Annotated in this window: 22 protein-coding genes; 13 read left to right on the top strand and 9 right to left on the bottom strand. The window is 43.1% G+C overall.

The annotated features are described in order from the left end of the window. Positions 1 to 16 precede the first annotated feature (16 nt). A complete protein-coding gene (xseB, locus tag MCT08_RS11590; protein ID WP_053310329.1) occupies positions 17 to 259 on the bottom strand; it encodes an exodeoxyribonuclease VII small subunit in 243 nt (80 codons plus the stop codon). A gap of 355 nt (positions 260 to 614) precedes the next feature. Between xseB and pomA the strand changes: the two genes are divergently transcribed. The 7 genes from pomA to rlmM all read left to right on the top strand — a co-directional run bounded on the left by pomA (position 615) and on the right by rlmM (position 7,375). Further along, on the top strand, positions 615 to 1,379 hold the full coding sequence (gene pomA, locus MCT08_RS11585) for a flagellar motor protein PomA (RefSeq protein WP_053310328.1): 765 nt from the start codon (positions 615 to 617) through the stop codon (positions 1,377 to 1,379). A 12-nt stretch (positions 1,380 to 1,391) separates the two neighbouring features. Continuing rightward, the gene (locus tag MCT08_RS11580) at positions 1,392 to 2,339 is read left to right on the top strand and encodes a flagellar motor protein MotB (protein ID WP_053310327.1); all 948 of its coding nucleotides are present in this window, start codon (positions 1,392 to 1,394) and stop codon (positions 2,337 to 2,339) included. Positions 2,340 to 2,526: 187 nt separating this feature from the next. Further along, a complete protein-coding gene (gene thiI / locus MCT08_RS11575; RefSeq protein ID WP_053310326.1) occupies positions 2,527 to 3,975 on the top strand; it encodes a tRNA uracil 4-sulfurtransferase ThiI in 1,449 nt (482 codons plus the stop codon). Positions 3,976 to 4,374: 399 nt separating this feature from the next. Then, complete coding sequence (locus tag MCT08_RS11570) at positions 4,375 to 5,283, top strand: transcriptional regulator GcvA (RefSeq protein ID WP_053310325.1); 909 nt, start codon at positions 4,375 to 4,377, stop codon at positions 5,281 to 5,283. After that, positions 5,276 to 5,899: an alpha/beta family hydrolase gene (locus MCT08_RS11565; RefSeq protein ID WP_274678453.1), complete on the top strand. Its 624-nt coding sequence runs from the start codon at positions 5,276 to 5,278 to the stop codon at positions 5,897 to 5,899. The genes MCT08_RS11570 and MCT08_RS11565 overlap by 8 nt, the downstream gene beginning before the upstream one ends. Further along, the gene (locus MCT08_RS11560) at positions 5,889 to 6,287 is read left to right on the top strand and encodes a DUF423 domain-containing protein (RefSeq protein ID WP_274672893.1); all 399 of its coding nucleotides are present in this window, start codon (positions 5,889 to 5,891) and stop codon (positions 6,285 to 6,287) included. Before MCT08_RS11565 ends, MCT08_RS11560 begins: the two co-directional genes overlap by 11 nt. Further along, complete coding sequence (gene rlmM, locus MCT08_RS11555; RefSeq protein WP_053310322.1) at positions 6,284 to 7,375, top strand: 23S rRNA (cytidine(2498)-2'-O)-methyltransferase RlmM; 1,092 nt, start codon at positions 6,284 to 6,286, stop codon at positions 7,373 to 7,375. Before MCT08_RS11560 ends, rlmM begins: the two co-directional genes overlap by 4 nt. 101 nt (positions 7,376 to 7,476) lie before the next feature. Here the strand turns inward: rlmM and xni are convergent, their stop codons facing one another. The 5 genes from xni to queF form a co-directional block, all read right to left on the bottom strand. After that, positions 7,477 to 8,253, bottom strand: coding sequence for a flap endonuclease Xni (gene xni, locus MCT08_RS11550; protein WP_274678452.1), 777 nt, complete (start codon positions 8,251 to 8,253; stop codon positions 7,477 to 7,479). Positions 8,254 to 8,473: 220 nt separating this feature from the next. Beyond that, entirely contained in the window at positions 8,474 to 9,838 is a 1,365-nt protein-coding gene (gene ppnN / locus MCT08_RS11545; protein ID WP_168522982.1) for a nucleotide 5'-monophosphate nucleosidase PpnN, read from the bottom strand. A gap of 261 nt (positions 9,839 to 10,099) precedes the next feature. Then, positions 10,100 to 11,665, bottom strand: a complete 1,566-nt coding sequence (locus MCT08_RS11540; protein WP_168522980.1) for a GGDEF domain-containing protein — start codon at positions 11,663 to 11,665, stop codon at positions 10,100 to 10,102. A gap of 109 nt (positions 11,666 to 11,774) precedes the next feature. After that, on the bottom strand, positions 11,775 to 14,042 hold the full coding sequence (locus MCT08_RS11535) for a tetratricopeptide repeat protein (protein WP_274678451.1): 2,268 nt from the start codon (positions 14,040 to 14,042) through the stop codon (positions 11,775 to 11,777). A gap of 16 nt (positions 14,043 to 14,058) precedes the next feature. Next, positions 14,059 to 14,904 (bottom strand): NADPH-dependent 7-cyano-7-deazaguanine reductase QueF, encoded by an 846-nt coding sequence (queF, locus tag MCT08_RS11530; RefSeq protein ID WP_053310317.1) that lies wholly within the window; start codon positions 14,902 to 14,904, stop codon positions 14,059 to 14,061. A gap of 99 nt (positions 14,905 to 15,003) precedes the next feature. On the opposite strand from queF, the gene syd reads away from it, so the two are divergent. Beyond that, the gene (gene syd, locus MCT08_RS11525) at positions 15,004 to 15,549 is read left to right on the top strand and encodes a SecY-interacting protein (protein ID WP_261915738.1); all 546 of its coding nucleotides are present in this window, start codon (positions 15,004 to 15,006) and stop codon (positions 15,547 to 15,549) included. A gap of 2 nt (positions 15,550 to 15,551) precedes the next feature. Further along, on the top strand, positions 15,552 to 16,328 hold the full coding sequence (locus MCT08_RS11520) for a Zn-ribbon-containing protein (RefSeq protein ID WP_168522972.1): 777 nt from the start codon (positions 15,552 to 15,554) through the stop codon (positions 16,326 to 16,328). Between the two features lie 107 nt (positions 16,329 to 16,435). Here MCT08_RS11520 and MCT08_RS11515 read toward each other — a convergent pair whose 3' ends face one another. The 3 genes from MCT08_RS11515 to metN are packed head-to-tail and all read right to left on the bottom strand — an operon-like array spanning position 16,436 to position 18,995. Beyond that, entirely contained in the window at positions 16,436 to 17,245 is an 810-nt protein-coding gene (locus MCT08_RS11515; RefSeq protein WP_274678450.1) for a MetQ/NlpA family lipoprotein, read from the bottom strand. 48 nt (positions 17,246 to 17,293) lie between these two features. After that, the gene (locus tag MCT08_RS11510) at positions 17,294 to 17,971 is read right to left on the bottom strand and encodes a methionine ABC transporter permease (protein WP_053310313.1); all 678 of its coding nucleotides are present in this window, start codon (positions 17,969 to 17,971) and stop codon (positions 17,294 to 17,296) included. Beyond that, positions 17,961 to 18,995: a methionine ABC transporter ATP-binding protein MetN gene (gene metN, locus MCT08_RS11505; RefSeq protein WP_274672900.1), complete on the bottom strand. Its 1,035-nt coding sequence runs from the start codon at positions 18,993 to 18,995 to the stop codon at positions 17,961 to 17,963. The genes MCT08_RS11510 and metN overlap by 11 nt, the downstream gene beginning before the upstream one ends. A gap of 212 nt (positions 18,996 to 19,207) precedes the next feature. Between metN and gmhB the strand changes: the two genes are divergently transcribed. The 4 genes from gmhB to treB all read left to right on the top strand — a co-directional run bounded on the left by gmhB (position 19,208) and on the right by treB (position 22,723). After that, positions 19,208 to 19,759: a D-glycero-beta-D-manno-heptose 1,7-bisphosphate 7-phosphatase gene (gene gmhB, locus MCT08_RS11500; RefSeq protein WP_053310459.1), complete on the top strand. Its 552-nt coding sequence runs from the start codon at positions 19,208 to 19,210 to the stop codon at positions 19,757 to 19,759. A gap of 41 nt (positions 19,760 to 19,800) precedes the next feature. After that, complete coding sequence (locus tag MCT08_RS11495; protein WP_274678449.1) at positions 19,801 to 20,127, top strand: MliC family protein; 327 nt, start codon at positions 19,801 to 19,803, stop codon at positions 20,125 to 20,127. A 57-nt stretch (positions 20,128 to 20,184) separates the two neighbouring features. Next, entirely contained in the window at positions 20,185 to 21,132 is a 948-nt protein-coding gene (gene treR / locus MCT08_RS11490) for a trehalose operon repressor TreR (RefSeq protein ID WP_274678448.1), read from the top strand. A gap of 166 nt (positions 21,133 to 21,298) precedes the next feature. After that, entirely contained in the window at positions 21,299 to 22,723 is a 1,425-nt protein-coding gene (gene treB, locus MCT08_RS11485) for a PTS trehalose transporter subunit IIBC (RefSeq protein WP_274676784.1), read from the top strand. Positions 22,724 to 22,739: the final 16 nt, after the last annotated feature.

Raw genomic sequence — 22,739 nt, 5'->3', positions numbered from 1 at the left:
TTGTGGCAGATAAAAGTTATTCTGGCTGTTCAGCAAAGTCGGACAGTGGGGCATCATCACTTGCATTTAAGAGAATGCTCACGCGTTGTTCTGCTTCGCTGAGTTTACCTTGCCCAGCACGAGCAAGAGCAATACCACGTTCGAATTTTTTTAGTGCATCATCTAAAGCGAGGTCGCCATTTTCTAGTTGTTCCACTAAATGATCGAGTTCTTCAATGGTCGCCTCGAAGGACATGTTTTCAGGTTTCTTGCTCGCCATAGTATTTTCACTTAAGGAAAGATGCACGAAAGTTACATTAGGGCGTAGTGATGGTCAAATTTAACCAGTCACTTTTGTCAGAAAAGCCCACCTTTTTTCTTATAAAATACACTCTAGCGAAGAAAGCGGATCACATCTCTGTGCGATAATTCTTATCGCTTTATGATAATTGTGTTTGTTACTTTGAATCTAGACCACAACTGCGCGCCCACAATCGTGCATATTTTTGTTATTTGGGTATAAACTGCATAGAGATAATTTCTGTATGATCCAATAATTTACTTAAAGATTTTACGCGCATGCCGATAACGAGTTTAAACTCATTGTCGCAAATGGATAGCATGAGGAGTGCTTTGTGGATTTAGCAACGCTGATAGGCCTGATTGGTGGCATAGCTTTTGTAATCATGGCGATGATCTTAGGTGGAAGTTTGATGATGTTCTTCGACGTCACTTCTATTTTGATCGTAGTCGGTGGTTCAACATTTGTTGTGTTAATGAAATTCACCATGGGGCAGTTTTTTGGTGCAGCCAAAGTGGCAGGAAAAGCGTTTATATTCAAAGCCGATGAACCTGAAGATTTGATCGCTAGAATTGTTGAAATGGCCGATGCCGCACGTAAAGGTGGTTTTCTTGCACTCGAAGAGATGGAAATATCCAATAGCTTTATGCAAAAAGGGATCGACCTACTGGTCGATGGTCATGATGCCGATGTAGTTCGCGCTGCGCTACAAAAAGATATTGCCCTAACCGATGAGCGTCATGAACAAGGTGCTGGTGTATTTCGCGCGTTTGGTGACGTGGCACCAGCCATGGGGATGATCGGCACACTGGTTGGTTTGGTGGCAATGTTATCTAACATGGATGACCCGAAATCTATCGGCCCTGCGATGGCGGTTGCTCTTTTAACCACACTGTACGGTGCCGTTCTGTCTAACATGATTTTCTTCCCGATTGCCGATAAATTATCGCTACGTCGAGAGCAGGAAAAGCTCAATCGCCGCCTAATCATGGATGGCGTATTAGCCATTCAAGATGGTCAAAACCCAAGGGTGATTGACGGCTATCTGAAAAATTACCTCAATGAAGGTAAACGTGTGCTTGATGTCGATAGTGAATAACGGGAGTTAATAATGGATGATGATGAAAAACCGAAATGTCCTCCTCCCGGTTTGCCGCTGTGGATGGGAACTTTTGCCGATTTAATGTCACTACTGATGTGCTTCTTCGTACTGCTTCTTTCGTTCTCGGAGATGGATGTACTGAAATTCAAACAAATCGCTGGTTCAATGAAATTTGCCTTTGGTGTGCAAAATCGCCTTGAAGTCAAAGATATTCCCAAGGGAACGAGCATCATTGCTCAAGAGTTCCGCCCTGGTCGCCCAGAGCCAACGCCTATTGATGTCATTATGCAACAAACCATTGATGTGACCCAGCAAACGCTGGAGTTTCAAGAAGGGGATTCAGATCGAGCCGGTGGCAATCAACGTGATCAAGGCCAGTTAACGGGTGGGCAATCACCTGAAACTTCAACGCAGAACAACCAAAATACCGAATCTGAAGAACAGCAACAGCAGCAGTCTGAGGCGATGTCACAAGAGATGGAAGTGGTTGAGGAAAATATCAAAAAAGCACTCTCTAGAGAAATCGAACAAGGTGCGATTGAAGTCGAAAACTTAGGCCAACAACTTGTAATACGGATCCGAGAAAAAGGCGCTTTTCCGGAAGGTTCAGCATTTTTGCAACCTAAGTTCCGGCCATTGGTGCGTCAAATTGCTGATCTGGTTAAAGATGTGCCGGGGATCGTGCGTATTTCAGGTCATACCGATAACCAGAGAATTGATTCAGAGTTGTATCGCTCAAATTGGGATTTATCTTCCCAACGAGCAGTATCTGTAGCACAAGAGATGGAAAAAGTTCGCGGTTTCTCGCATCAGCGCCTTCGCGTTCGAGGTATGGCTGATACCGATCCTATAGGCCCAAATGATACTGAAGCTGAGCGTTCACGTAACCGCCGTGTAGAAATAAGTATTATGCAAGGTGAACCGACATATAGTGATGAAGTTCAGTCAGTTCAATAGGTTACTCTGCTAAATCGGTAAAACCATAGACGAGCTGAAAGGCTCGTCTTTTTTATGGGCTTTTCTCTTGCTGAAAATCTCGTGTATAATCTTGCGCCCTTAGAGGTTCGCTCATTGCTATCGACTGAAAAAACAACAGTGAAGTGTGACGTTACCTACATTGCCCCATTATATTGCGAATAGAACTATGAAATTTATTGTTAAGCCCCATCCGGAAATTTTTGTTAAAAGTGAATCAGTACGTAAGCGCTTCACAAAGATTTTAGAGTCAAATATTCGCAATATCGTTAAGCGTCGTACAGAGTCTGTCGCGGTTTTTAACCGTCGTGATCATATCGAAGTGACGTCACAAAGTGACCAGTACTACCAAGAAGTACTGGAAATTTTGACTCAGACTCCGGGTATTCAGCAAATTCTTGAAGTCCAGCAATCTGAATTTAAGGACATGCACGATATCTACGAACAGGTACTAGAGTTGAGCCGTCATAACATTGAAGGTAAAACCTTTGTTGTGCGTGCTAAACGTCGCGGTAAGCATGACTTTACTTCGATTGATCTTGAGCGTTACGTTGGTGGTGGTCTAAATCAAGCGGTTGAAAGTGCAAAAGTTCAGTTGAAGAACCCTGATGTGACAATCAACATTGAAATTGCTGATGAATTGCTCAACCAAGTTATCGCTCGCTATAAAGGCTTAGGTGGTTTCCCTCTAGGCACTCAAGAAGATGTGCTGAGTTTGATTTCCGGTGGTTTTGATTCAGGTGTCTCTAGCTACTTACACATCAAACGTGGCTCAAAAGTGCATTACTGCTTCTTTAACTTAGGTGGTCCAGCGCATGAAATCGGCGTAAAGCAAGTCGCTCATTATCTGTGGAATAAATACGGTTCTTCTGCGAAAGTACGTTTTATCTCTGTCGATTTTGAACCAGTTGTGGCTGAAATTTTAGAGAAAGTTGATGACGGCCAAATGGGCGTGGTGTTGAAACGTATGTTTATGCGTGCCGCCGGTATGATTGCTGATAAGCTGAATATAGAAGCATTAGTAACCGGTGAGGCATTAGGACAGGTATCTAGCCAAACGCTGACCAACTTACGCCATATTGATGGTGTTACCGATACGTTGATTTTGCGCCCACTGATTAACTGGGACAAAGAAGACATTATCAAAGTGGCGCGTGACATTGGTACGGAAGATTTCGCGAAAACCATGCCAGAATATTGCGGTGTTATCTCTAAGAACCCAACAATAAAAGCGGTGAAAGGCAAACTGGAAGCGGAAGAAGCGAAGTTTGATTTTTCTATCCTTGAGCAAGTGGTTTACGACGCTCGTCAAATGGATATTCGTGATATTGAAAAAGAGAGCCAAGAGCAAGCACCTGAAGTCGAGCAAGTAACGGCGGTTGAAGGTAATGCGGTGGTTTTGGATATTCGTAGCCCTGATGAAGAAGATGATAAGCCATTAGTTATCGAAGGTGTGGAAGTTAAGCATCTACCTTTCTACAAATTGGCGACTCAGTTTGGCGACTTAGATCAATCACAAACTTATTTATTGTACTGCGCTCGTGGTGTGATGAGCCGTTTGCAAGCGTTGTACTTAAAAGAACAAGGTTTTGATAACGTAAAAGTGTATCGTCCATAGCCGATCCTTTACTACGCAACACTGTAAACCGCTGGCGTTCTCGTTAGCGGTTTTTTTATGGGCGTTTTTTACGGACTTAGTTTGCTAGATTTAGCACATAAAAAAACACCGCCTAAAGGCGGTGCTAAAAAATTTGACAGACAGGTCAAAAAATAAATACAGGAAGTATTTGTTTTGCAACAGGGGATATCTGTACAAAACAGGATGGTAGAAATCTACCTAACTCGAAATACGAGTTTGCAAACACAACATCGCAACAATAAGCCAATTGATTCTAGAGAGAACCAAGCCGTTCAGGCCTTGCTGCGGGGTGAAATATAGAATTTCTCTGGCCGCTAGGCAATGGACAATTTATAATGTTTCAGATTAAAAAAACTAATCTAATTTTCGAGTGTATCTATGTCTAGAAGATTGCCACCATTAAACTCGCTGAAAGTGTTTGAAGCGGCGGCTCGCCAATTGAGTTTTACTCGAGCAGCAGAAGAGTTATTTGTAACACAAGCCGCAGTAAGTCATCAAATCAAAGCGTTAGAAGAATTTTTAGGTTTGAAACTGTTTCGTCGTCGAAACCGCTCTTTGCTATTAACAGAGGAAGGGCAAAGTTACTTTCTGGATATAAAAGATATTTTCACAGCATTAGCTGAAGCAACAGATAAAGTATTAGAACGTAGCGAAAAGGGAGCGTTAACTATTAGCTTACCTCCTAGCTTTGCTATTCAGTGGTTGGTGCCTCGTTTAGCTGACTTTAACCAGCAAGAGCCGGATATTGATGTGCGAATTAAAGCGGTTGATATGGATGAAGGTTCATTAACCGATGACGTTGATGTGGCGATTTATTATGGGCGAGGAAACTGGCCAGGTTTACGTGCCGATAAGTTATATCAAGAATTTTTAATTCCGCTTTGTTCACCTTCGCTGCTACTTGGGCCTAAACCATTAGAAACACTGGCTGATCTTTCTCGTCATACATTGCTGCACGACACTTCGCGCAAAGATTGGAAGCAGTTTACCAAAGAAAACAACCTTGATAGCGTCAATGTTAATCATGGTCCGATCTTCAGTCACTCGACGATGGTACTGCAAGCGGCGGCGCATGGACAAGGTATCGCACTAGGTAATAACGTGTTAGCGCAGCCAGAGCTTGATGCTGGGCGTCTAATTGCTCCGTTTGATGAAGTCTTAATGACCAAGAATGCTTTCTATGTTGTGTGCCATGAAAAACAAGCAGACATGGGAAGGATTGCTACTTTCCGTGATTGGATGTTGAAAAAAGCACGACGAGAGCAAGAGGAACTGCTCGATGAATAACGTCTTGCTCAACGGCCAAGCGGGATCCGTGCGCTTTTTATTTGCACATGGTGCGGGCGCTGGAATGGAGCATGCTTTTATGGAGGCGGTCGCACAAGGTCTTGCTAGTAAGGGTATCGAAGTTGTGCGCTTTAATTTCCCTTATATGGCAACGCGTGCGATGGATGGTAAAAAACGCCCACCGGATCGTGCGCCTAAGCTTTTGGCGGCATTTGAAGAAGTGATTGCTCACTATGCCGATAAGCCGCTCGTGATTGGTGGGAAGTCGATGGGTGGACGAATGGCCAGTTTGCTTGCGGATCATGAACAGATAGCGGCGGTGGCGTGTTTGGGCTTTCCCTTTCATCCACCGGGAAAAGCGGAAAAGTATAAGGGCGAACATCTTGCCACACTGACTAAGCCTTGTTTAATTTTACAAGGTGAGCGCGATACTTTTGGCAAAAAAGATGAGTTCAGTGATTTTCCGTTGTCTCCATCCGTGCAAGTCACATTTTTACCCGATGGTGATCACAGCTTCAAGCCACGTAAACGTTCAGGTTTTACCGAGCAAGGAAATATTGATTTAGCGGTCGAGCATTTAAGCCAATTCATAATGGAGGCTACTTATGCGCAGTAAGTTATTACTCACTATGGCGGGTGTTTTCGCGGGAACTGGGGTCGCTTTAGGGGCATTTGCCGCGCATGGTTTGAAGTCTCTGCTAGCACCGTATTTGATGGAAGTATTTGAAACGGGTGTGCAATACCAGTTTATTCATGCGCTGGCGATTTTAGCATGTGGGGTGTTATTGCAGTTTTCGATGGGCGATAAAGCTCAAAAATATTTTTTCATTGCGGCGATTTGCTTTATTATCGGCGTCCTTTGTTTTAGCGGCAGTCTTTACGCACTAGCGTTAACTGGTATTAAATGGTTTGGTCCTGTGACTCCCATCGGTGGCCTATTCTTCATGGTGGGGTGGGGACTGTTTAGCTATGCAGCACTAAATATGAAAGAGGTGAACCAGTGAAACACGTAATGCTCTATTGTCGTGCCGGCTTTGAAAAAGAGTGTGCCGGAGAGATCCAAGATAAAGCGACAAAATTAGAGGTTTTTGGTTTTCCTCGCTTAAAAAGTAATACTGGCTACGTACTGTTTGAGTGCTACCAGTCTGGTGATGCAGACAAACTGATTAAAGAGTTGGATTTCCAATCCTTGATCTTTGCTCGCCAAATGTTTGCGGTGGCAGCCGAATTTAGTGATTTACCTAAAGATGACCGTATCTCCCCAATTTTATCTCAATTAGCCGAGCTTGAAGATTTTCCTCGTTGTGGTGATATTCGCATTGAAACACCAGATACCAACGAAGCCAAAGAGCTGCTTAAGTTTTGCCGTAAATTTACCGTGCCGCTGCGCCAAGCGCTGCGTGGTAAAGGCATCCTTTACGCTAAAGAGTCGAGCAAAAAACCGGTATTGCATGTTTGCTTTATTCAGCCTGGGCACTGTTTTGTTGGCTATTCATACACCAATAATAGCTCACCATTCTTTATGGGCATTCCTCGTTTGAAATTCCCAGCCGATGCGCCGAGTCGCTCGACATTGAAATTGGAAGAGGCTTTCCATGTGTTTATTCCACGTGAAGAGTGGGATGAGCGTTTGGCATCAGGCATGTGGGCGGTTGATTTGGGTGCGTGTCCTGGTGGTTGGACTTATCAATTAGTTAAACGTTCTATGTTCGTCCATGCAATCGACAATGGTTTAATGGCCGAAAGTTTGATGGAAACGGGTCAAGTGAAGCACCATGCAGAGGATGGTTTTAAGTTTGAGCCACCACGTAAAAATGTGACTTGGATTGTGTGTGACATGATTGAAAAGCCAGCTCGTGTTGCGCATTTGATGGGACAGTGGATCATTAAAGGTTGGGCCAAAGAGGCCATCTTTAACCTAAAGCTGCCTATGAAAGGTCGCTATGATGAAGTGCTGCAAGATATCGAAAACCTGAAAGTCTTTTTGATTGAAAATGGCGTTAAATTCCGTATGCAAGCTAAGCATTTGTACCATGACCGTGAAGAAATAACGGTGCATGTGCAATGTTTATCAAACATTTCACCGCATTAATCGTTGCTGATAATGCCGTGAATAGTAAAACGCTCCAAGCAAGGAGCGTTTTTTAATCGTGATGATTTATTTTTTATCAGTTTGATATTATTGAGCAAGCATCAACGGTTATTCGGTATAAAACGGATATCTTGCAAGTTAAAGCCAAGTTCAATATCGGTTTTTAAGGTCGCGACTTGTTTACAAATACGTGCCATCTCAATGTGTTCATCAAATTTTTTGCGATATTTTTTCGCCAATTCATCACTGGCGTAAGCTTGTTCTATATCATCAAATTGAGTCAGTATTTCTTTGGCTGCTTTTGGCCCCACCCCAGGAATGCCGGGCACTTGGCTCGAACTCATTCCCGTTAACCCCCAATAATTGGTTAGTTGTTGCGGTTTTACCCCAAACTCTTGCTCAATAAAAGGCGCATCAAGCCAACGATGTTGGAAATAATCTCGAATTTGTAGTGTTGGTGACAGTAATTGACAGTAGCCTTTATCGGTCGAAATAATGGTGACCTTTTCTCCGTGACTGGCGACTTTGGTTGCTAGAGTCGCGACCAGATCATCGGCCTCATCGCCGTCAGACAGTAATGAATCAATCCCCAATTCCCACCAAGCCTGCTGAATCGACTCTAAACCAAGTTGTAGAGGCTCAGGCATTGGTTTTCTAGCTTCTTTGTAACTGGGAAGAATCTCGGCTCTCCAGCCTCTATCTTGTAGGTGATGATCAAATACCGCAATAATATGTGTTGGTTGAGCTTCGTTAATGATGCGATGCAGAGTGCGTGATGTGGTCTCGATCGTTCTTACTATATCGTTAGGATCAGGCTGAGCTGAGTGGACTCGACGGATCAAGTTGAGCGCATCAATAATGACAAGGTGTAAGGACATAGCAACAACAAAATAAGGGCATTGAGAGCCCTTATTGTAATGATATCGCTAGAGATTACTACCTTATCTCTATTAGCCTTGCCAACCTTGCGAAGCGATATCCCTTCCTACTTGAAACTACAGCGGGGTTGGCGACGTCCGCTCACCCCAATCACATAGTTTATCTATGCTCATTGGGTATGAGCTCACGGCCACCTACCTGTAACTTCAAGTGGTATGGCTATTTGTTAGCAGCAATTTTATAGCAAGGCTCGTAAGCACTACCTCCCGGCAGCTTCATGCGGTGCTGAGCAACAAAGTCTTTGAGCAGCAGGTCCATTTTTTTCATTAATTTGGTATCACCATCAATAGTGAAGGGGCCATGACGTTCGATTTCACGAATGCCTTCTGCTTTTACGTTGCCCGCAACAATTCCGGAGAATGCGCGGCGCAAGTTGGCTGCCAACACTTCTGGCTTTTGGTTAAGGTGCAAATCTAAATTAGCCATGCTGTCATGTGTCGGCTCAAAAGGAAGTTGGAACTCGGGTTCTATTTTAAGTGACCAGTTGAAGCTATAAGCATCACCGTTATCTTTACGATGCTGACGGACTTCCGGCATTGCTTGGCTCATAATTTGAGCGACTTTTTCTGGGTCATCAATCACAATTTGGTAGTGCTTACGAGCTTCATCGCCTAAGGTTTCTGCAATGAACTTATCGATGGAACTGAAATAAGCTTCGCTCTCTTTTGGCCCGGTCAACACGATAGGCATTGGTTGGCTGGCATTTTCTGGATGCATCATGATACCTAGAATATACAGCAGCTCTTCTGCGGTTCCTGCGCCGCCAGGAAATATAATGATGCCATGTGCTATCCGCACGAAAGCTTCCAAGCGTTTTTCGATATCCGGCATGATCACCAATTCATTCACGATTGGGTTCGGTGGCTCTGCGGCAATGATTGAGGGTTCGGTTAGCCCTAGGTAGCGCTGTTCTTTGTAACGTTGCTTAGCGTGACCAATCGCTGCACCTTTCATCGGACCTTCCATTGCTCCTGGCCCACAGCCAGTACAAATATTGAGTTCTCGTAACCCTAACTCATGGCCGACTTCACGTGTGTATTGGTATTCGGTAGGGTTAATCGAGTGACCTCCCCAACATACAACAAGGTTGGGAAGTGCTCCCGGAATCAGTGCTCCGGCATTACGTAAAATGCCAAACACTAAGTTGGTGATATGGATAGCATTAGTCAGATTTAGGCGCTGGCTATCTGCGAGATGCATATTGACGTACACAATATCTCGCAGCACCGAGAACAAGTGCTCTTGGATACCTTTAATAATTTGGCCATCCACGAAAGCATGCTCTGGTGGGTTAGCTAATTCTAGTTTAATCCCGCGCTCACGGCGCATTACTGTTACATCAAAAGATTTGTGTTTATCGAGAAGTTCTTTTGAGTTATCAGTGTGGCTGCCCGAGTTCAAAACCGCCAAAGTACAGTTGCGATAAAGTTGATAAAGCTCACTTGAAGCGGTTTTTTTAAGACGCTCAACTTCCAGTTGAGATAGCAGATCCATACTGCCTGCTGGGCTGACATGAGTGATCATATTGGCCTCCTGTTATAAGGATAAATAAATGTCCATGCTACGGCTAAAGTAGGTTTTTATTCCTATTCTGTTATCTGAGAATATGGGGATTGTTCGTTTGCTTAACCCAGAGCGATAGGACGTCATAACTGATTGAAATTACAGTATCAATCTAGTTCTTTTCATTATCGTTAGGAAACGTTGCTGCTAGAGTAATGTGACTTGACGCATGATTTGTGTGCGAGTTGGTTAAATAACGACCATTTAAAGCCGCTATTTGCTTTATTTCCAAATGACTTGATTAGGCCCCAAACGTTTCGCTTCTAATAGTGAGCGGTGAAGACGTTCGAGTACTTCTTCTGGTGTATCTGAATCTTTAAAGGAAGTACTTGCGGCCGAAAGAGTAATGGTGATGTTCTTTTCACGAAATTTGAAAGGCAGTTTAGCCACGTGTTTTTGAATATTCTGTACTAACTTAAAACAGTGATTATCATCATGTTCTGGAAGCAGAATAACAAACTCTTCTCCTGAAAAACGGGCCACGGTATCGGTGTCTGCAGTTTCTTTGGCGATGGTTCTTGCGATGATCTTTAGCGCCTTATCACCAGCGGTGTAACCAAAACTATCATTGATCGATTTAAATTTATCAATATCGACAATGACTACCCTAAAAGGATGTTGAGAGCGAATCCAGCGGCGATATTCCAGTTCTAGGCGATCATTAAATGCGGTTCGGTTGTAGACTTTCGTTAATGGGTCAAGCAGCATTCGTTGTGATTGATCTTCCAATCGACGTCGATAATCTTGCGTGAGCTCAAATAACGCCTCCATCTGATTTTTTCCGTAGCTTAAGCGTTCTATTAACGCTTGTTCACGCTGTTCGGCGTGAGTTAGCCTTTCGGAAAGAGACTCCATTTCACTTAAAATCGGCGACATTGAATTTTTTAGATTATCGATTGAGCTAGAATCTTTGAGCAATGACTGGCTTTGATTAATCAGACCGCTCAATTCGTTGTTCATATCCTGACGATGTTCAAAATAGTGCTGGCTTTGCTCGACGTTATGTTTGCTGCTTTTTAAGTGTTTAGACAAAGACGTGTTAACTTGCTCTAAGAATTTTTCCGAGGTTTTACGCTCAAAATTCGTACCTTCAATCACTAGCTTAAGGATCTCAAGGGTAAGCTCTAAGAGCGTCGGAGTTGAAACGCCAATCAGCAGTTTTGCGCGTATATCGACCAACAGTTCGCCTGACTCACCTTCAAAATCCAGTTCGGTGATCAAATGTTGCAGTTCATCCGATAGGCTTAATAACAGCTCTTTATCGGCGGCATTGTGCAGTTCACTGATGGCGGTGCTTGGGTTAGCGGTAATTATTTTGATGGCGCGTTCATAAATTTCAAGCAAATGCATTGCTTGATCGGCTTTTGGTTTTGGTAGAGCGTCTGAGAAACTGAGTAGATCACGCAAATCGCGCTTAATTTTCGCGGGCAGCCCGACAACGCGCAGTAAGGTTTCTCCGCTGTGCTTTATCTGGGAGTCTAAATGCGTACTCTGTTTTTCCGTAGCCAAGGTTTGTTGCTTCAACATGCGCTCCAATACAGCTAAGCGAGGAATGAGAGTGCTGACATCTTTCTGTTGCTCTAAAGCAGCTCGAAGGTCAGATAAATTACGATTTAACTGACTATCATCACCCTGACATGCCACACTTAAAGATGCGACGATCCGTTTTAGGACGGCTTGTTCTCGTTTAAACTTGAACGAAGTATCCCTTTGTGTCAAACGAACTTGTTCCAACTGAATTTTTAGTTGGTGTAATTGTGTTTGAATATCCTGTTCGAGAGCGCCCATGTACAACAAACTAAACTGCGAGGATCAATAATGATCCTATTAATTGATTTATCGATAATAACAAATTAATTGACCACGTCACTGCTTTAACGCATTGAATGTTTAGTAATTACCCATCTTTTAAGAGTTTTTTGATGCTCTCCTCATTCTTATAAGAAGAATGCACCTTAATTAACCCTTGGTTGATCGCATGTTTACAAGATTTTCGAATATTGCTGGAAGCAAAGCTTGCTGCCGGAGCGTTATCAATGGCTTTTAGGTAGACCCACTGACTAACACCTTCTTTCATACTCAATTCTCGAGCAACACTGGTTGCCATTAACAGGATATCCAGTAATTCTTTATCATTAATAGCCGTATAAGCTCTAGGTAAGAATGGGTAATCTGCGATCCCCATTCGAATAATACGATTCAATCGACGTTCTGGTTGAAATTCATTAATCCAGCCTTGGAGCTGTTTAAACGCGTTTTCTGGTGGTGTATTGCGATCAATATTGGGTTCAATATACAAAAGATTAGCATCACAAAAGTGATAGATACGAGCAGGGTCGGCTACTTTTGATTTTAAAAACTCACCAAATTGATGTTCCAGCTCTAACCCAACCGAGTAACCATGTTGCAAATACATATTGCGTAGGAAGGGCACATCAACCATCACAAAGCGCAGACGATCATTGAGAGGTTCGTGGATCAACTCTCCGATATGCCACTGTTCGAAATTGCGGCTGCTTTTTTGCAGTGAAGAAGGCAGTTTGGCATTAAGCATTCGTAGGTTACGCAGTCGTGAACGTGAATGGGTAAATAAATTGCTATTTAATTCATCGATCTCTTCATCTTGACGTTGGATGATGTAGCCTCGGCGCAGTAAAAATAGAAATAGCACCACTGAGAGCATAAAGAGTACAAAGGCAATTTTTTGGAATTTTCTGTATTCTTCTTGAGTTTGTAGCAGTGCTTTTTCTTGACCGACCAAATGCAAAGTTTGTTCGATGAACTCTTTTTGTTGGCGAAAGGCTTCTTCACTGATTTGATTGAGCTTTTCTTGGCGGATTTTCGATAAGGTGTTACCGCGTTTGATATTTTCTAGTGCTTTCGTGTACTGACCATTTTGCTCATAACCGAGAGACAGTAGTTGATATGCTTTTTCTTGAATATCAGCATCTTTAATTTTATTGCCGATCTCTAATGCTTGTTGCGCATTAGATAGCACCAACGATGCTTGATTTTGATGAAAAGCTAAGCCGGCATGCAGTAGTAAGGTGTGAGCTTTTAGTCGTGGTACATCAGAAATCGTCAGTAACTGCTCAGCGCGCGATAGGTATTGTTCGGTCAACGTAAAGTTGTACAAATTCAAGTAAGTGGCAGCCAGACTTATACGGACTTCGATAATTTTTTCCATATCATTGCGGCTATTTTCATGATCGATAACGTTAAAATAGTGAACCAGCGCTAAATTATATTTACTTTGTTGGTAGTAGATATCTCCCATGCGCTGTAAAACATCAGCCAGAACCGGTGAGTCTTTATAGTTATCATAAAAATCAGCAGCTTGAGATAAGTATGTAATCGCTTTATCAAGCACTTTTCGCTCAAAAAATAGTTGGGCGAGTCGGGTATTGGTTTTGGCAAGTAATGCGCTGGAGTTGCTTTCAATTGCGCTCCAGTAAGAGATCAACAGCTCTGACAGCGCAAGATTATAAAAACCATGATCAAGGTAGTGCCCGCCGACCACTAGGTGATACTCGATAATTGGTTTTGGAGACTGCAAAGTATCGACATAAGGTTTTAAGTCAGCGAACAGTTTATTGGCAAGTTCAATATCATAGGCTTTGGAGGCGATTTCAGCTCTGAGTAGGGTGATTTTATAGTCAATGCCTTTAGCCAGCTGGTCTGCGTTTTTTATTGAATCATACTTTGCTGTAATGCTTCTAAGGGCTTCACGTGCGGCGCTAGCATCACCACTGTTTTGCCAAATAAGGCGGGTCTTTAATATTTCTACGTCCAATTCAAGATAAGACAATTGATATTGTCGAGTCAGCAACTCGGCTTGATTGAGTGTTTGTATTGCAGCATTGAAGTTGCGCAGGTTAAATTCTGCCTGAGCCAAAATTTGTAAAGCATCGACCGTGCTGCCAGGTGTTCTTATTCTACTGTCGGTTTCGTCTCTGGAAATCGTTGACGGATTTTTTTCTGTTTTATCGGCCAATTTGCGCTGGTTTAGATACTGAGTAGTAAGGCTTTTGGCTTGATTGGGTGAAATGTCAACCAATCCATTGGCTTCATTAAGTGTCGGCGATGTGTAAATCGTCGCCTGAGTAGCCAATGGGAACAGAGCTACAAGCAAACTGAGTAAAAACGTCCAGCGCACGTTGTTCATCCTAGTGTTAATCCTTTTATTGGCGAGCCATGCGTTGGTTGTGTGCTGGCTTATCGTGTTGTGTTGAGCGATATGGGTTGATATCCAAACCGCCACGACGAGTATACCTGGCATATACGGTTAAACGGCTTGGCTTGCAGTAGTGCATGATATCGCTAAAAATCCGTTCAACACACTGTTCGTGGAACTCATTATGTTCACGAAATGAGACGATATAGCGTAGCAGAGCTTCACGATTGATTTGTTGACCCTGATACTGGATCTCCACGCTACCCCAGTCTGGTTGGTTGGTAATCAAGCAATTAGATTTTAATAAATGGCTATGCAGTGACTCTTCAACGATGTCACCTTGAGCTGAATCTTCAAGCAAGCTCGCATCAAAATCATAACTGCTGATTTCAATATCTTGGTCATCAATGCAGTCACCTAGCATACTGACAATCGCTTGTTCAGTATAGCGTTGTACTGGGTGCAGTGTGACGCTTACCGGTTCACCTGCGCAGTTGGATAAATCGTCAATCAAACGCTGTTGCACTTCTTCCCAAGTGCCAATTTTGGTTTGATTATAGCTGTTGAGATATAGCTTGAATGACTTTGATTCAATCAAATTGGCGCTCGTTGCTGGTATAGCCACATCACCAATCGCTACTTGAGGTAGCCCTTTATCATTGAGCCAAGAGAGCTCATACAAGGTCCAGATATCACAACCTTTAAAGGGTAGCGTATCTCCTAAAGCGAGATCGTTTCGGTTTAGGCTACGTGGTACTGGTTGCAATAGGCTTGGATCATATTGGTTGGCGTATTCGGTTTTTTTTCCGAGAGTTAACCCTGCTAACTCTTTCGCGTCTGAATATTTGCTCATACTTTTAAAGTCAATTCGATTAGAATAAGCGGAATTTTACGCAATCCTATGGTTTCTGTCATTAAACAAGACTGTAGAGCTCTAATAATGGAGAATTTCATGGCTCAAACTGCCGATCAAGCCTTACTCTCGTTTACTCAGCGTTATCTTGAAACCTACCAAAGCAAACATGGTGAGTTACCTCGTAGTGAGGAGTTGGTTGATTTTGATTCCCCTTGTGTTGCGGTTAAGCATGCCGATAGTGTGGCGTGGAAAGCGATTGTACGTGAACATCAAGCCGATTTTAGTAATGTTGAAGCCGCGATAGAACTGGCATTGCATAATGATATTAAAGCATTTTATGGTGTACAGTTTTGTGCTGATATGCAGGCGGCATGGCAAGGCAATGAGCTTGCGTTACTGCAAGTGTGGAGTGAGGATGACTTTGTACGCTTACAGGAAAATATTCTCGGGCATTTAGTGACTCAGCGCCGTTTAAAGCTAAAACCAACGATATTTATTGCAGCGACAGATGCCGAATTGGATGTGATCTCGATCTGCAACTTATCGGGTAATGTAATTCTAGAGCGGTTAGGAACTGACAAGCGTGATGTACTTGCTGAAAATATTGCTGAGTTTTTAGCCAACCTTGAGCCAGTGGTGTAACCATGTACGTCGTCGAATTACAGTTTGAATGTTTTGATAACACCACGGTCTCTGCAGTGGATAAAGCCATTAATGGATTGATGGATGCGCTTCGCTACAATGGACAAGTACTTGGCCGTGAGTTTCCTATCGTAATGGGCGATGGCGAGTTTTTTGTACGAGTTGTCTGCCCAGAGGAAGACAGTCTGCACCCTAAGTATCATTCTGATTTTGTTAAGGTGTGCTTGAATCGTTTAGCTGATGCCAGTTTACTTTCCCCCAAGGCTCGCTTGTTAGGGCGAGACTTAAATTCTGAGCAGGCGGCAGAAGAGGAGTCGCCTAGCTGGCAAATTCTTTATACCACTTATGTACATACCTGCTCGCCATTACGCAGTGGTGAAACACTGTTGCCTATTCCGTTGTACCGTAACCCTCCAACCTTAAATGGTGATCACAAAGCGGTGATCAAGTGGCAAACCGAGTGGCAAGCGTGTGATGAAATTCAAATGGCTGGTGGATGTAGAGCCGAGCACGCCGCTCTACATGAGATATGCGATACCGATAGTGTGTTGTTTATACGCGGTTGGGATCTTCGCGGTCGTATTGAATATTTAACGCAAATTCCTACTTATTATTATCAATATCGTGTTGGTGGTAAAAGCTTGGCTGATGAACAAGCGCGTAAGTGTCCAAAGTGTGGGGGCGAATGGTTATTAGATGAACCCGAGCACGATATCTTCCATTTCAAATGCGATGAGTGCCGCATAGTGTCTAATATGTCTTGGGATCATATTAAGTAGCCTGAGTGATTTTATTCGTCTATTAACAACCGTCAGATATGAAAAAGCCGATACATTGTGTATCGGCTTTGGTTTTTTTGCGCATAGAGCTTTCACTCATACTGCGATTACCAACCTTTAACGGCACCGCCAGCAAAGATTTGAGATGCAGCTTGGTATACTTCATCCGTCTGGTACGCTTTGACGAAATTAGTGACATTTTCTGCCTGTGCGTTATCTTCACGAGCCACAATTAAGTTCACATACGGTGACTCTTTATCTTCAACAAATACACCATCTTTTTCTGGCGTTAAGTTGATTGAGCTAGCGTAAGTAGTGTTGATAATTGATAGCGCTACATCATCCAGTGAACGGGGAAGTTGAGCTGCATCAAGTTCAATAATCGTGATGTTTTTTGGGTTGGCAACGATGTCACGCACTGTTGCTAGAAGACCAGCACCCTCACGCAAGGTGATCAGACCTTGTTGTTGCAGTAACAGTAAAGAGCGGCCAAGGTTTGTTGGGTCGTTCGGTACAGCAATGCGTGAGCCATCTTGAATTTCATCGACGGATTTAACTTGCTTTGAGTAACCAGCAATTGGGTAAACAAAAGTATTGCCTGCAATCGCCAATTTATAACCACGGTCAGTAATCTGTTGATCTAGATATGGTTTGTGTTGGAATGCGTTGATGTCGATAGAGCCATCATCTAAAGCAGCATTGGGTGTTACATAATCAGTAAATGTTACTAGCTCAACATCCAGGTTGTATTTTTCTTTGGCGACTTTAGCTGCAACTTCAGCAACTTGAGCTTCAGCACCAGCAATAACACCCACTCTGATTTTGCTGTTATCTACCGCTTTTTCACCACAGCCAGCAAGCACAAGTGCCGAAGCCGAGACGGCGATGGTAAGTAAACCCTTAAGGCTAAATTTCATAATTAACTCCTTGTTATAAAATGAATCTGTGTTTGTTTTTAGTATGATTTATCTGTGATCGACGCGGCGAACGAAAGTGTCACCGATCGACTGAATAATTTGCACGAGCACAATCAACATCACTACGGTGACTGCCATGATGCCAATATCGTAACGGTGGAAACCATAGCGAATAGCAACATCACCTAAGCCACCGCCGCCGACAGTACCGGCCATCGCTGAGTAGCTAACCAAAGTCACCAGTGTAATAGTGATAGAATTAACAATGGTTGGTAGCGCTTCAGGAAGCAATACTTTCCGAATGATCTGCATTGGTGTAGCGCCCATCGATTGCGCTGCCTCAACAAGGCCTGTAGGGACTTCCAGTAACGCACTTTCAATCAAGCGAGCGACAAATGGAATGGCGCCAATGGTGAGAGGAACAATTGCTGCGGTAGTACCAATAAAGGTGCCAACCAGTAATTTAGTAACAGGGATAATGGCAACCATCAACACTAGGAAAGGCACAGAGCGTCCGACATTCACAACCGCACCGAGAATGCTATTAAGTTTGGTGTTCTCTAGCAGTCCGCCTTTTTTACTGGTGTGTAAAATTACCCCTAGCGGAATACCGACAGCAAAACCAACAATCCCTGCAACGGCGACCATGTAAAGTGTTTGCCATGTCGCCATCAGTAGGAGATCGCCATTTAAGCTTAACCAATCTGTCACTGTATTAAAGGACATAACCAAGTACCTCTACTTTTACATTGTTTTCACGAAGAAACTCTAACGCAGCATTATCATCTGCTTCATTGCCAAATAACTCAGCGACCATCATGCCGAATTTTACGCCGCCTGCGTAATCTAAGTCTGAACTCAAAATGCTGACATCAATATTAAATTTGCGAGCAATTTGTGTCATCAATGGCGCATCAACGGTAGCTCCGGTGAACTCTAAACGAACTAAAGGATAACTGTTTGCGACACGAGTTGATTGCAAGCGTACTTGATAATCTTCAGGAATAGAAAGATCCAACGTTGAGCGAATAAATTGGTGCGCTAAGGTTGTTTTAGGGTGTGCGAAAATTTCACCCACAGTGCCTTTTTCTACCAACTCACCATCACCGATGATCGCCACTTCATGACAAATGCTTTTAACCACATCCATTTCATGGGTGATCAGCAATATAGTGATGTTTAGCGAACGGTTGATCTCTTTTAACAACTCTAAAATTGATTGGGTAGTCGCAGGGTCTAGAGCACTGGTCGCTTCATCGCACAATAGAACCTTAGGGTCTGAAGCCAGAGCGCGAGCAATAGCAACACGCTGTTTTTGACCACCACTAAGATTCGCTGGATAAGTATCCCGTTTATCAGCCAAACCTACTAATTGCAGTAACTCAGTCACTTTATTATCGATTGCTGATTTGTCTATTCCTGCAAGCTCTAGTGGTAGAGCGACATTGGCAAATACCGTTCGAGATGAAAGTAGATTGAAATGCTGGAAAATCATCCCGATGTTTCGACGAGCTTTACTCAATTCAGACTTACTTAATTTAGTGAGATCAACACCGTCAACAATCACAGAGCCAGTTGTTGGGGCTTCTAACATGTTAACGCAACGGATCAGTGTACTTTTCCCCGCACCCGAAGAACCGATAACACCAAAAATAGTGCCTTGCTTAATGTGAAGATTGATATCTTTCAACGCATTAATTTGTTTAGTGCCTTGATAGAACACCTTATTGACTTGACTAATTTGAATCATGGGAAAACCTGTGCAGGGATAACAGAATAAAATCTTGAACTCTATCTCACTTTGTAGACGATGCTATGGCTTAATTTGATTTAAGTCAATAGATATTTTTACGTCTAGACGTCTAAATGGTTGTAGCGGTTAAACCATAAAGTAATTAGGTAGTGATGAAAGAAATAAAGCGTGCAATAATTGTTGCAGATTCCCGAAATGAGAGAGTAATTTTGGCTAAACCAGCAGTGTTTTTAGATCGCGATGGCGTGATCAACGTGGACCATGGTTATGTGCATGATGAACATGACTTCGAGTTTATTGATGGTGTGTTTGAAGCAACGAAGAAGTTACAAGACATGGGCTATATGTTGGTCTTAGTTACAAACCAATCAGGCATTGCGCGTGGTAAATTCAGCGAAGATCGTTTCTTGTCGTTGACGCAATGGATGGATTGGAACTTTGTTGATCACGGGGTTGAATTTGACGGCTTTTATTACTGTCCTCACCATGCAGAACATGGTCAAGGTAAGTACAAAGAAGATTGCGACTGCCGTAAGCCAAAACCCGGTATGTTTATCTCTGCGCGAGACTTTCTCAAGATTGATATGGAGAAGTCTGTGATGGTGGGCGATAAAGCGGAAGATATGATGGCTGCAGAAGCCGCAGGCGTTGGTACCAAGATTTTAGTACGAACCGGAAAACCAGTAACTGAACAAGGCGAAGCATTAGCCTCGGTTGTACTTGATAGTATCCGAGAGGTTCCAGCTTTTTTGGCTAAGTAGCTAATGAAGGTCACTGTGTGGCCTTTTTTATTGGAGTTGATATGAAGAATGGCTTATTTGTATTTTTATCGGCAACATTATTATTAGCGGGGTGTTCACAAACGTTGACAGGTAGTGATGCTCCTTTGTTGCAGCATTATCAATGTGCTGCTGGTGGCTCGTTTGATGTTTCTTACCCGGATCAACAATCAGCGCTTTTACGGGTCGGTGGCAAACAATACACTCTGCTTCAAGTTCCTGCTGCATCGGGTGTTAAATATGTACTTGATGATAAAAGCAATCCTCAATCGGTAATGCTGCATACCAAAGGTGATGGAGCGACCCTCGAATTGAGTTCTACGTTTTATAAAGCGTGTAAAATTCAATAATTTTCTCTAATACGGTTGTGCTAACGCCGTTTTATCTTCTTCATTTAATAGGTCAGCATGAGCAGAAAACTCACTATTTTGGATATCGCAAAGCTTTCTGGTGTTGGTAAGTCAACGGTGTCTCGGGTTCTTACCAACGATCCTAAAGTGAAACCGGAAACCAGAGCTAAAGTAGAACGTGTGATTCAAGATTCTGGTTATGTCCCATCAAAGTCTGCTCAATTGATGCGCGGTGGCAGCCAGAAAGTTATCGGGGTCATTATCTCTCGTCTTGATTCTCCATCAGAGAACCGAGTTGTCGGCAACATTTTGCAATCACTTTATCAACATGGCTATGATGTAGTGATCATGGAAAGCCAATTCGATCGTTATAAAACCAATGAGCATCTTGAAGTACTGCGAAAACGCAATGTCGATGGGGTGATTGTTTTTGGGTTTACCGATCTCGATGTTGATCAATTAAGTCTATGGACCTCACGGGCAGTGGTTATCTCTATGGATACGGAATGTGTATCATCAATAAACTATGATAACGATGCAATCATTCAAGGTGCGTTGAGACATTTAAGCGAGCAGGGTATTGAGAATATTGCCTACATTGGGGTGGATCCTAGTGATAAAACCACGGGCAGTTTACGACTAGAATCTTATCTGAAATGGTGTCAACTCAACGGCCATTCTCCACATTATCGTACTGGTCGTTTACATCATGAAAGTGCCTACCAACTTGTTGATGAGGTGCTTTGTGCTGAAACTCAAGCCATTGTTTGTGCGAGTGATACTTTAGCTCTTGGGGTTATCAAGCGTCTTCAAGAGTTGGGACGCGATGACATCACAGTGACGGGAGTTGGCGGTAATGAACTGTTGTCATTCCTATTTCCTAATGTTTACAGTATCGATCCAGGTTACAGCCAAGCTGGTAAAAAAGCGGCTAATCTTCTGGTTTCTCAATTAAACGGTGAAACCAATTGTGTGCGTATCACACAATTACCTTTGATCAAGTAACTTATTCTTTAATCATGTGAATTAAAATTACTCTGTGATCACATTCAATTTATGGGACTGTTCCCATTTTGGTCTTTTATTATTTATGCCAATATTTCCGCATTGGTGGGAATGTTCCCACTAAAGAGAACAATAAACAAAATTCCAATATAGGGTGGACAAGGGTATGGCCAAAATAGCGAAGCAAGATGTTGCTCGTATTATCGAGCTGGTGGGTGGAAAAGAGAATATTGCGAGTGTGAGTCACTGTTTGACTCGTTTGCGCTTTGTATTGAATGATACGGATAAAGCAGACCCAAAAGGGCTTGAGGCAATGAGCCTCGTCAAGGGCTGCTTCACTAATGCCGGTCAGTTTCAAGTGGTTATTGGGACTGAAGTAGATGATGTGTATGCGGTTTTAATCGAGTTAGCCGGTAAAGATGCATCATCCAAAGATGAAGCGAAGCAAGCTGCTCGTCAGAATATGAACTTTTTAGAGCGTGGGATCTCACACCTTGCTGAAATTTTTGTTCCCCTGCTTCCTGCAATTATCACCGGTGGTTTGATCCTCGGTTTTCGTAATGTCATTGGTGACATTCGAATGTTCGATGGTAAAACTCTAGTCGAGATCAGCCAGTTTTGGGCCACTGTCCACTCTTTCTTATGGCTGATTGGCGAGGCTATTTTCTTCTTCCTACCTGTCGGTGTGTGTTGGTCGACGGTCAAGAAACTGGGGGGGACGCCAATTTTAGGTATTACGCTTGGTGTGACGTTGGTCTCTCCTCAATTGATGAATGCCTATTTAATCGGTAAGCAAGTACCAGAGGTATGGGACTTCGGGTTATTTGTTATTGAAAAAGTAGGTTATCAGGCACAAGTTATTCCTGCGATGTTGGCTGGTGTGGCATTGGCCTTTATTGAAACCAATTTGAAACGAATTGTTCCTGCTTATTTATATCTGGTGGTGGTGCCATTTGTATCGATCATTCTATCGGTGATTTTAGCGCACGCATTGATCGGGCCATTTGGTCGTGTATTGGGTAATGGCGTAGCCTTTGCGGCTAAAGCGGCAATGACCGGTGATTTTGCTGTAATCGGTTCAATGGTTTTTGGCTTCTTATACGCACCACTGGTGATTACCGGGATTCACCATACAACCAACGCCGTTGACCTACAGTTAATGCAAGAATTAGGTGGAACACCGATTTGGCCATTGATTGCACTGTCAAATATTGCACAAGCTTCTGCTGTAGTGGGCATCATTATCATCAGTAAAAAGCACGGCGAGCGTGATATTTCCGTTCCTGCCGCTATTTCTGCTTATCTTGGTGTCACTGAGCCTGCGATGTATGGGATCAACTTGAAGTATAAATTTCCGATGTTGAGCGCAATGATTGGTAGCGCTGTCGCGGCGGCTATTTGTGGTAGCGCAGGTGTGATGGCAAATGGTATCGGTGTTGGTGGATTGCCAGGCATTCTCTCTATTCAGCCACAATATTGGGGTATCTATGCAGTCGCTATGCTAGTGGCGATGATCATCCCTGCATTTTTGACGCTTTTCCTTTATAAACGCGCGCAAATGAAAGGCGAATTGGAACCTGTAGCAGCATAATTTTTTATGAGCAACG

This window comes from Vibrio aestuarianus, assembly GCF_028858425.1.
GTDB lineage: Bacteria > Pseudomonadota > Gammaproteobacteria > Enterobacterales > Vibrionaceae > Vibrio > Vibrio aestuarianus.
Note: the sequence above shows the minus strand (reverse complement) of the source record. Positions and strands in the feature narration are given on the sequence as shown.

Bases quoted from the DNA above. Each gene is read 5' to 3' on its own strand.
- MCT08_RS11560 (WP_274672893.1), top strand. From the start codon at position 5,889: ATGCGCAGTAAGTTATTACTCACTATGGCGGGTGTTTTCGCGGGAACT.
- xseB (WP_053310329.1), bottom strand. From the start codon at position 259: ATGGCGAGCAAGAAACCTGAAAACATGTCCTTCGAGGCGACCATTGAA.
- ppnN (WP_168522982.1), bottom strand. From the start codon at position 9,838: ATGATCACTCATGTCAGCCCAGCAGGCAGTATGGATCTGCTATCTCAA.
- treB (WP_274676784.1), top strand. From the start codon at position 21,299: ATGGCCAAAATAGCGAAGCAAGATGTTGCTCGTATTATCGAGCTGGTG.
- treR (WP_274678448.1), top strand. From the start codon at position 20,185: ATGAGCAGAAAACTCACTATTTTGGATATCGCAAAGCTTTCTGGTGTT.
- MCT08_RS11540 (WP_168522980.1), bottom strand. From the start codon at position 11,665: ATGGGCGCTCTCGAACAGGATATTCAAACACAATTACACCAACTAAAA.
- xni (WP_274678452.1), bottom strand. From the start codon at position 8,253: ATGTCCTTACACCTTGTCATTATTGATGCGCTCAACTTGATCCGTCGA.
- MCT08_RS11520 (WP_168522972.1), top strand. From the start codon at position 15,552: ATGTACGTCGTCGAATTACAGTTTGAATGTTTTGATAACACCACGGTC.
- MCT08_RS11515 (WP_274678450.1), bottom strand. From the start codon at position 17,245: ATGAAATTTAGCCTTAAGGGTTTACTTACCATCGCCGTCTCGGCTTCG.
- MCT08_RS11535 (WP_274678451.1), bottom strand. From the start codon at position 14,042: ATGAACAACGTGCGCTGGACGTTTTTACTCAGTTTGCTTGTAGCTCTG.
- syd (WP_261915738.1), top strand. From the start codon at position 15,004: ATGGCTCAAACTGCCGATCAAGCCTTACTCTCGTTTACTCAGCGTTAT.
- MCT08_RS11565 (WP_274678453.1), top strand. From the start codon at position 5,276: ATGAATAACGTCTTGCTCAACGGCCAAGCGGGATCCGTGCGCTTTTTA.
- queF (WP_053310317.1), bottom strand. From the start codon at position 14,904: ATGAGCAAATATTCAGACGCGAAAGAGTTAGCAGGGTTAACTCTCGGA.
- MCT08_RS11495 (WP_274678449.1), top strand. From the start codon at position 19,801: ATGAAGAATGGCTTATTTGTATTTTTATCGGCAACATTATTATTAGCG.
- MCT08_RS11570 (WP_053310325.1), top strand. From the start codon at position 4,375: ATGTCTAGAAGATTGCCACCATTAAACTCGCTGAAAGTGTTTGAAGCG.
- MCT08_RS11580 (WP_053310327.1), top strand. From the start codon at position 1,392: ATGGATGATGATGAAAAACCGAAATGTCCTCCTCCCGGTTTGCCGCTG.
- metN (WP_274672900.1), bottom strand. From the start codon at position 18,995: ATGATTCAAATTAGTCAAGTCAATAAGGTGTTCTATCAAGGCACTAAA.
- thiI (WP_053310326.1), top strand. From the start codon at position 2,527: ATGAAATTTATTGTTAAGCCCCATCCGGAAATTTTTGTTAAAAGTGAA.
- MCT08_RS11510 (WP_053310313.1), bottom strand. From the start codon at position 17,971: ATGTCCTTTAATACAGTGACAGATTGGTTAAGCTTAAATGGCGATCTC.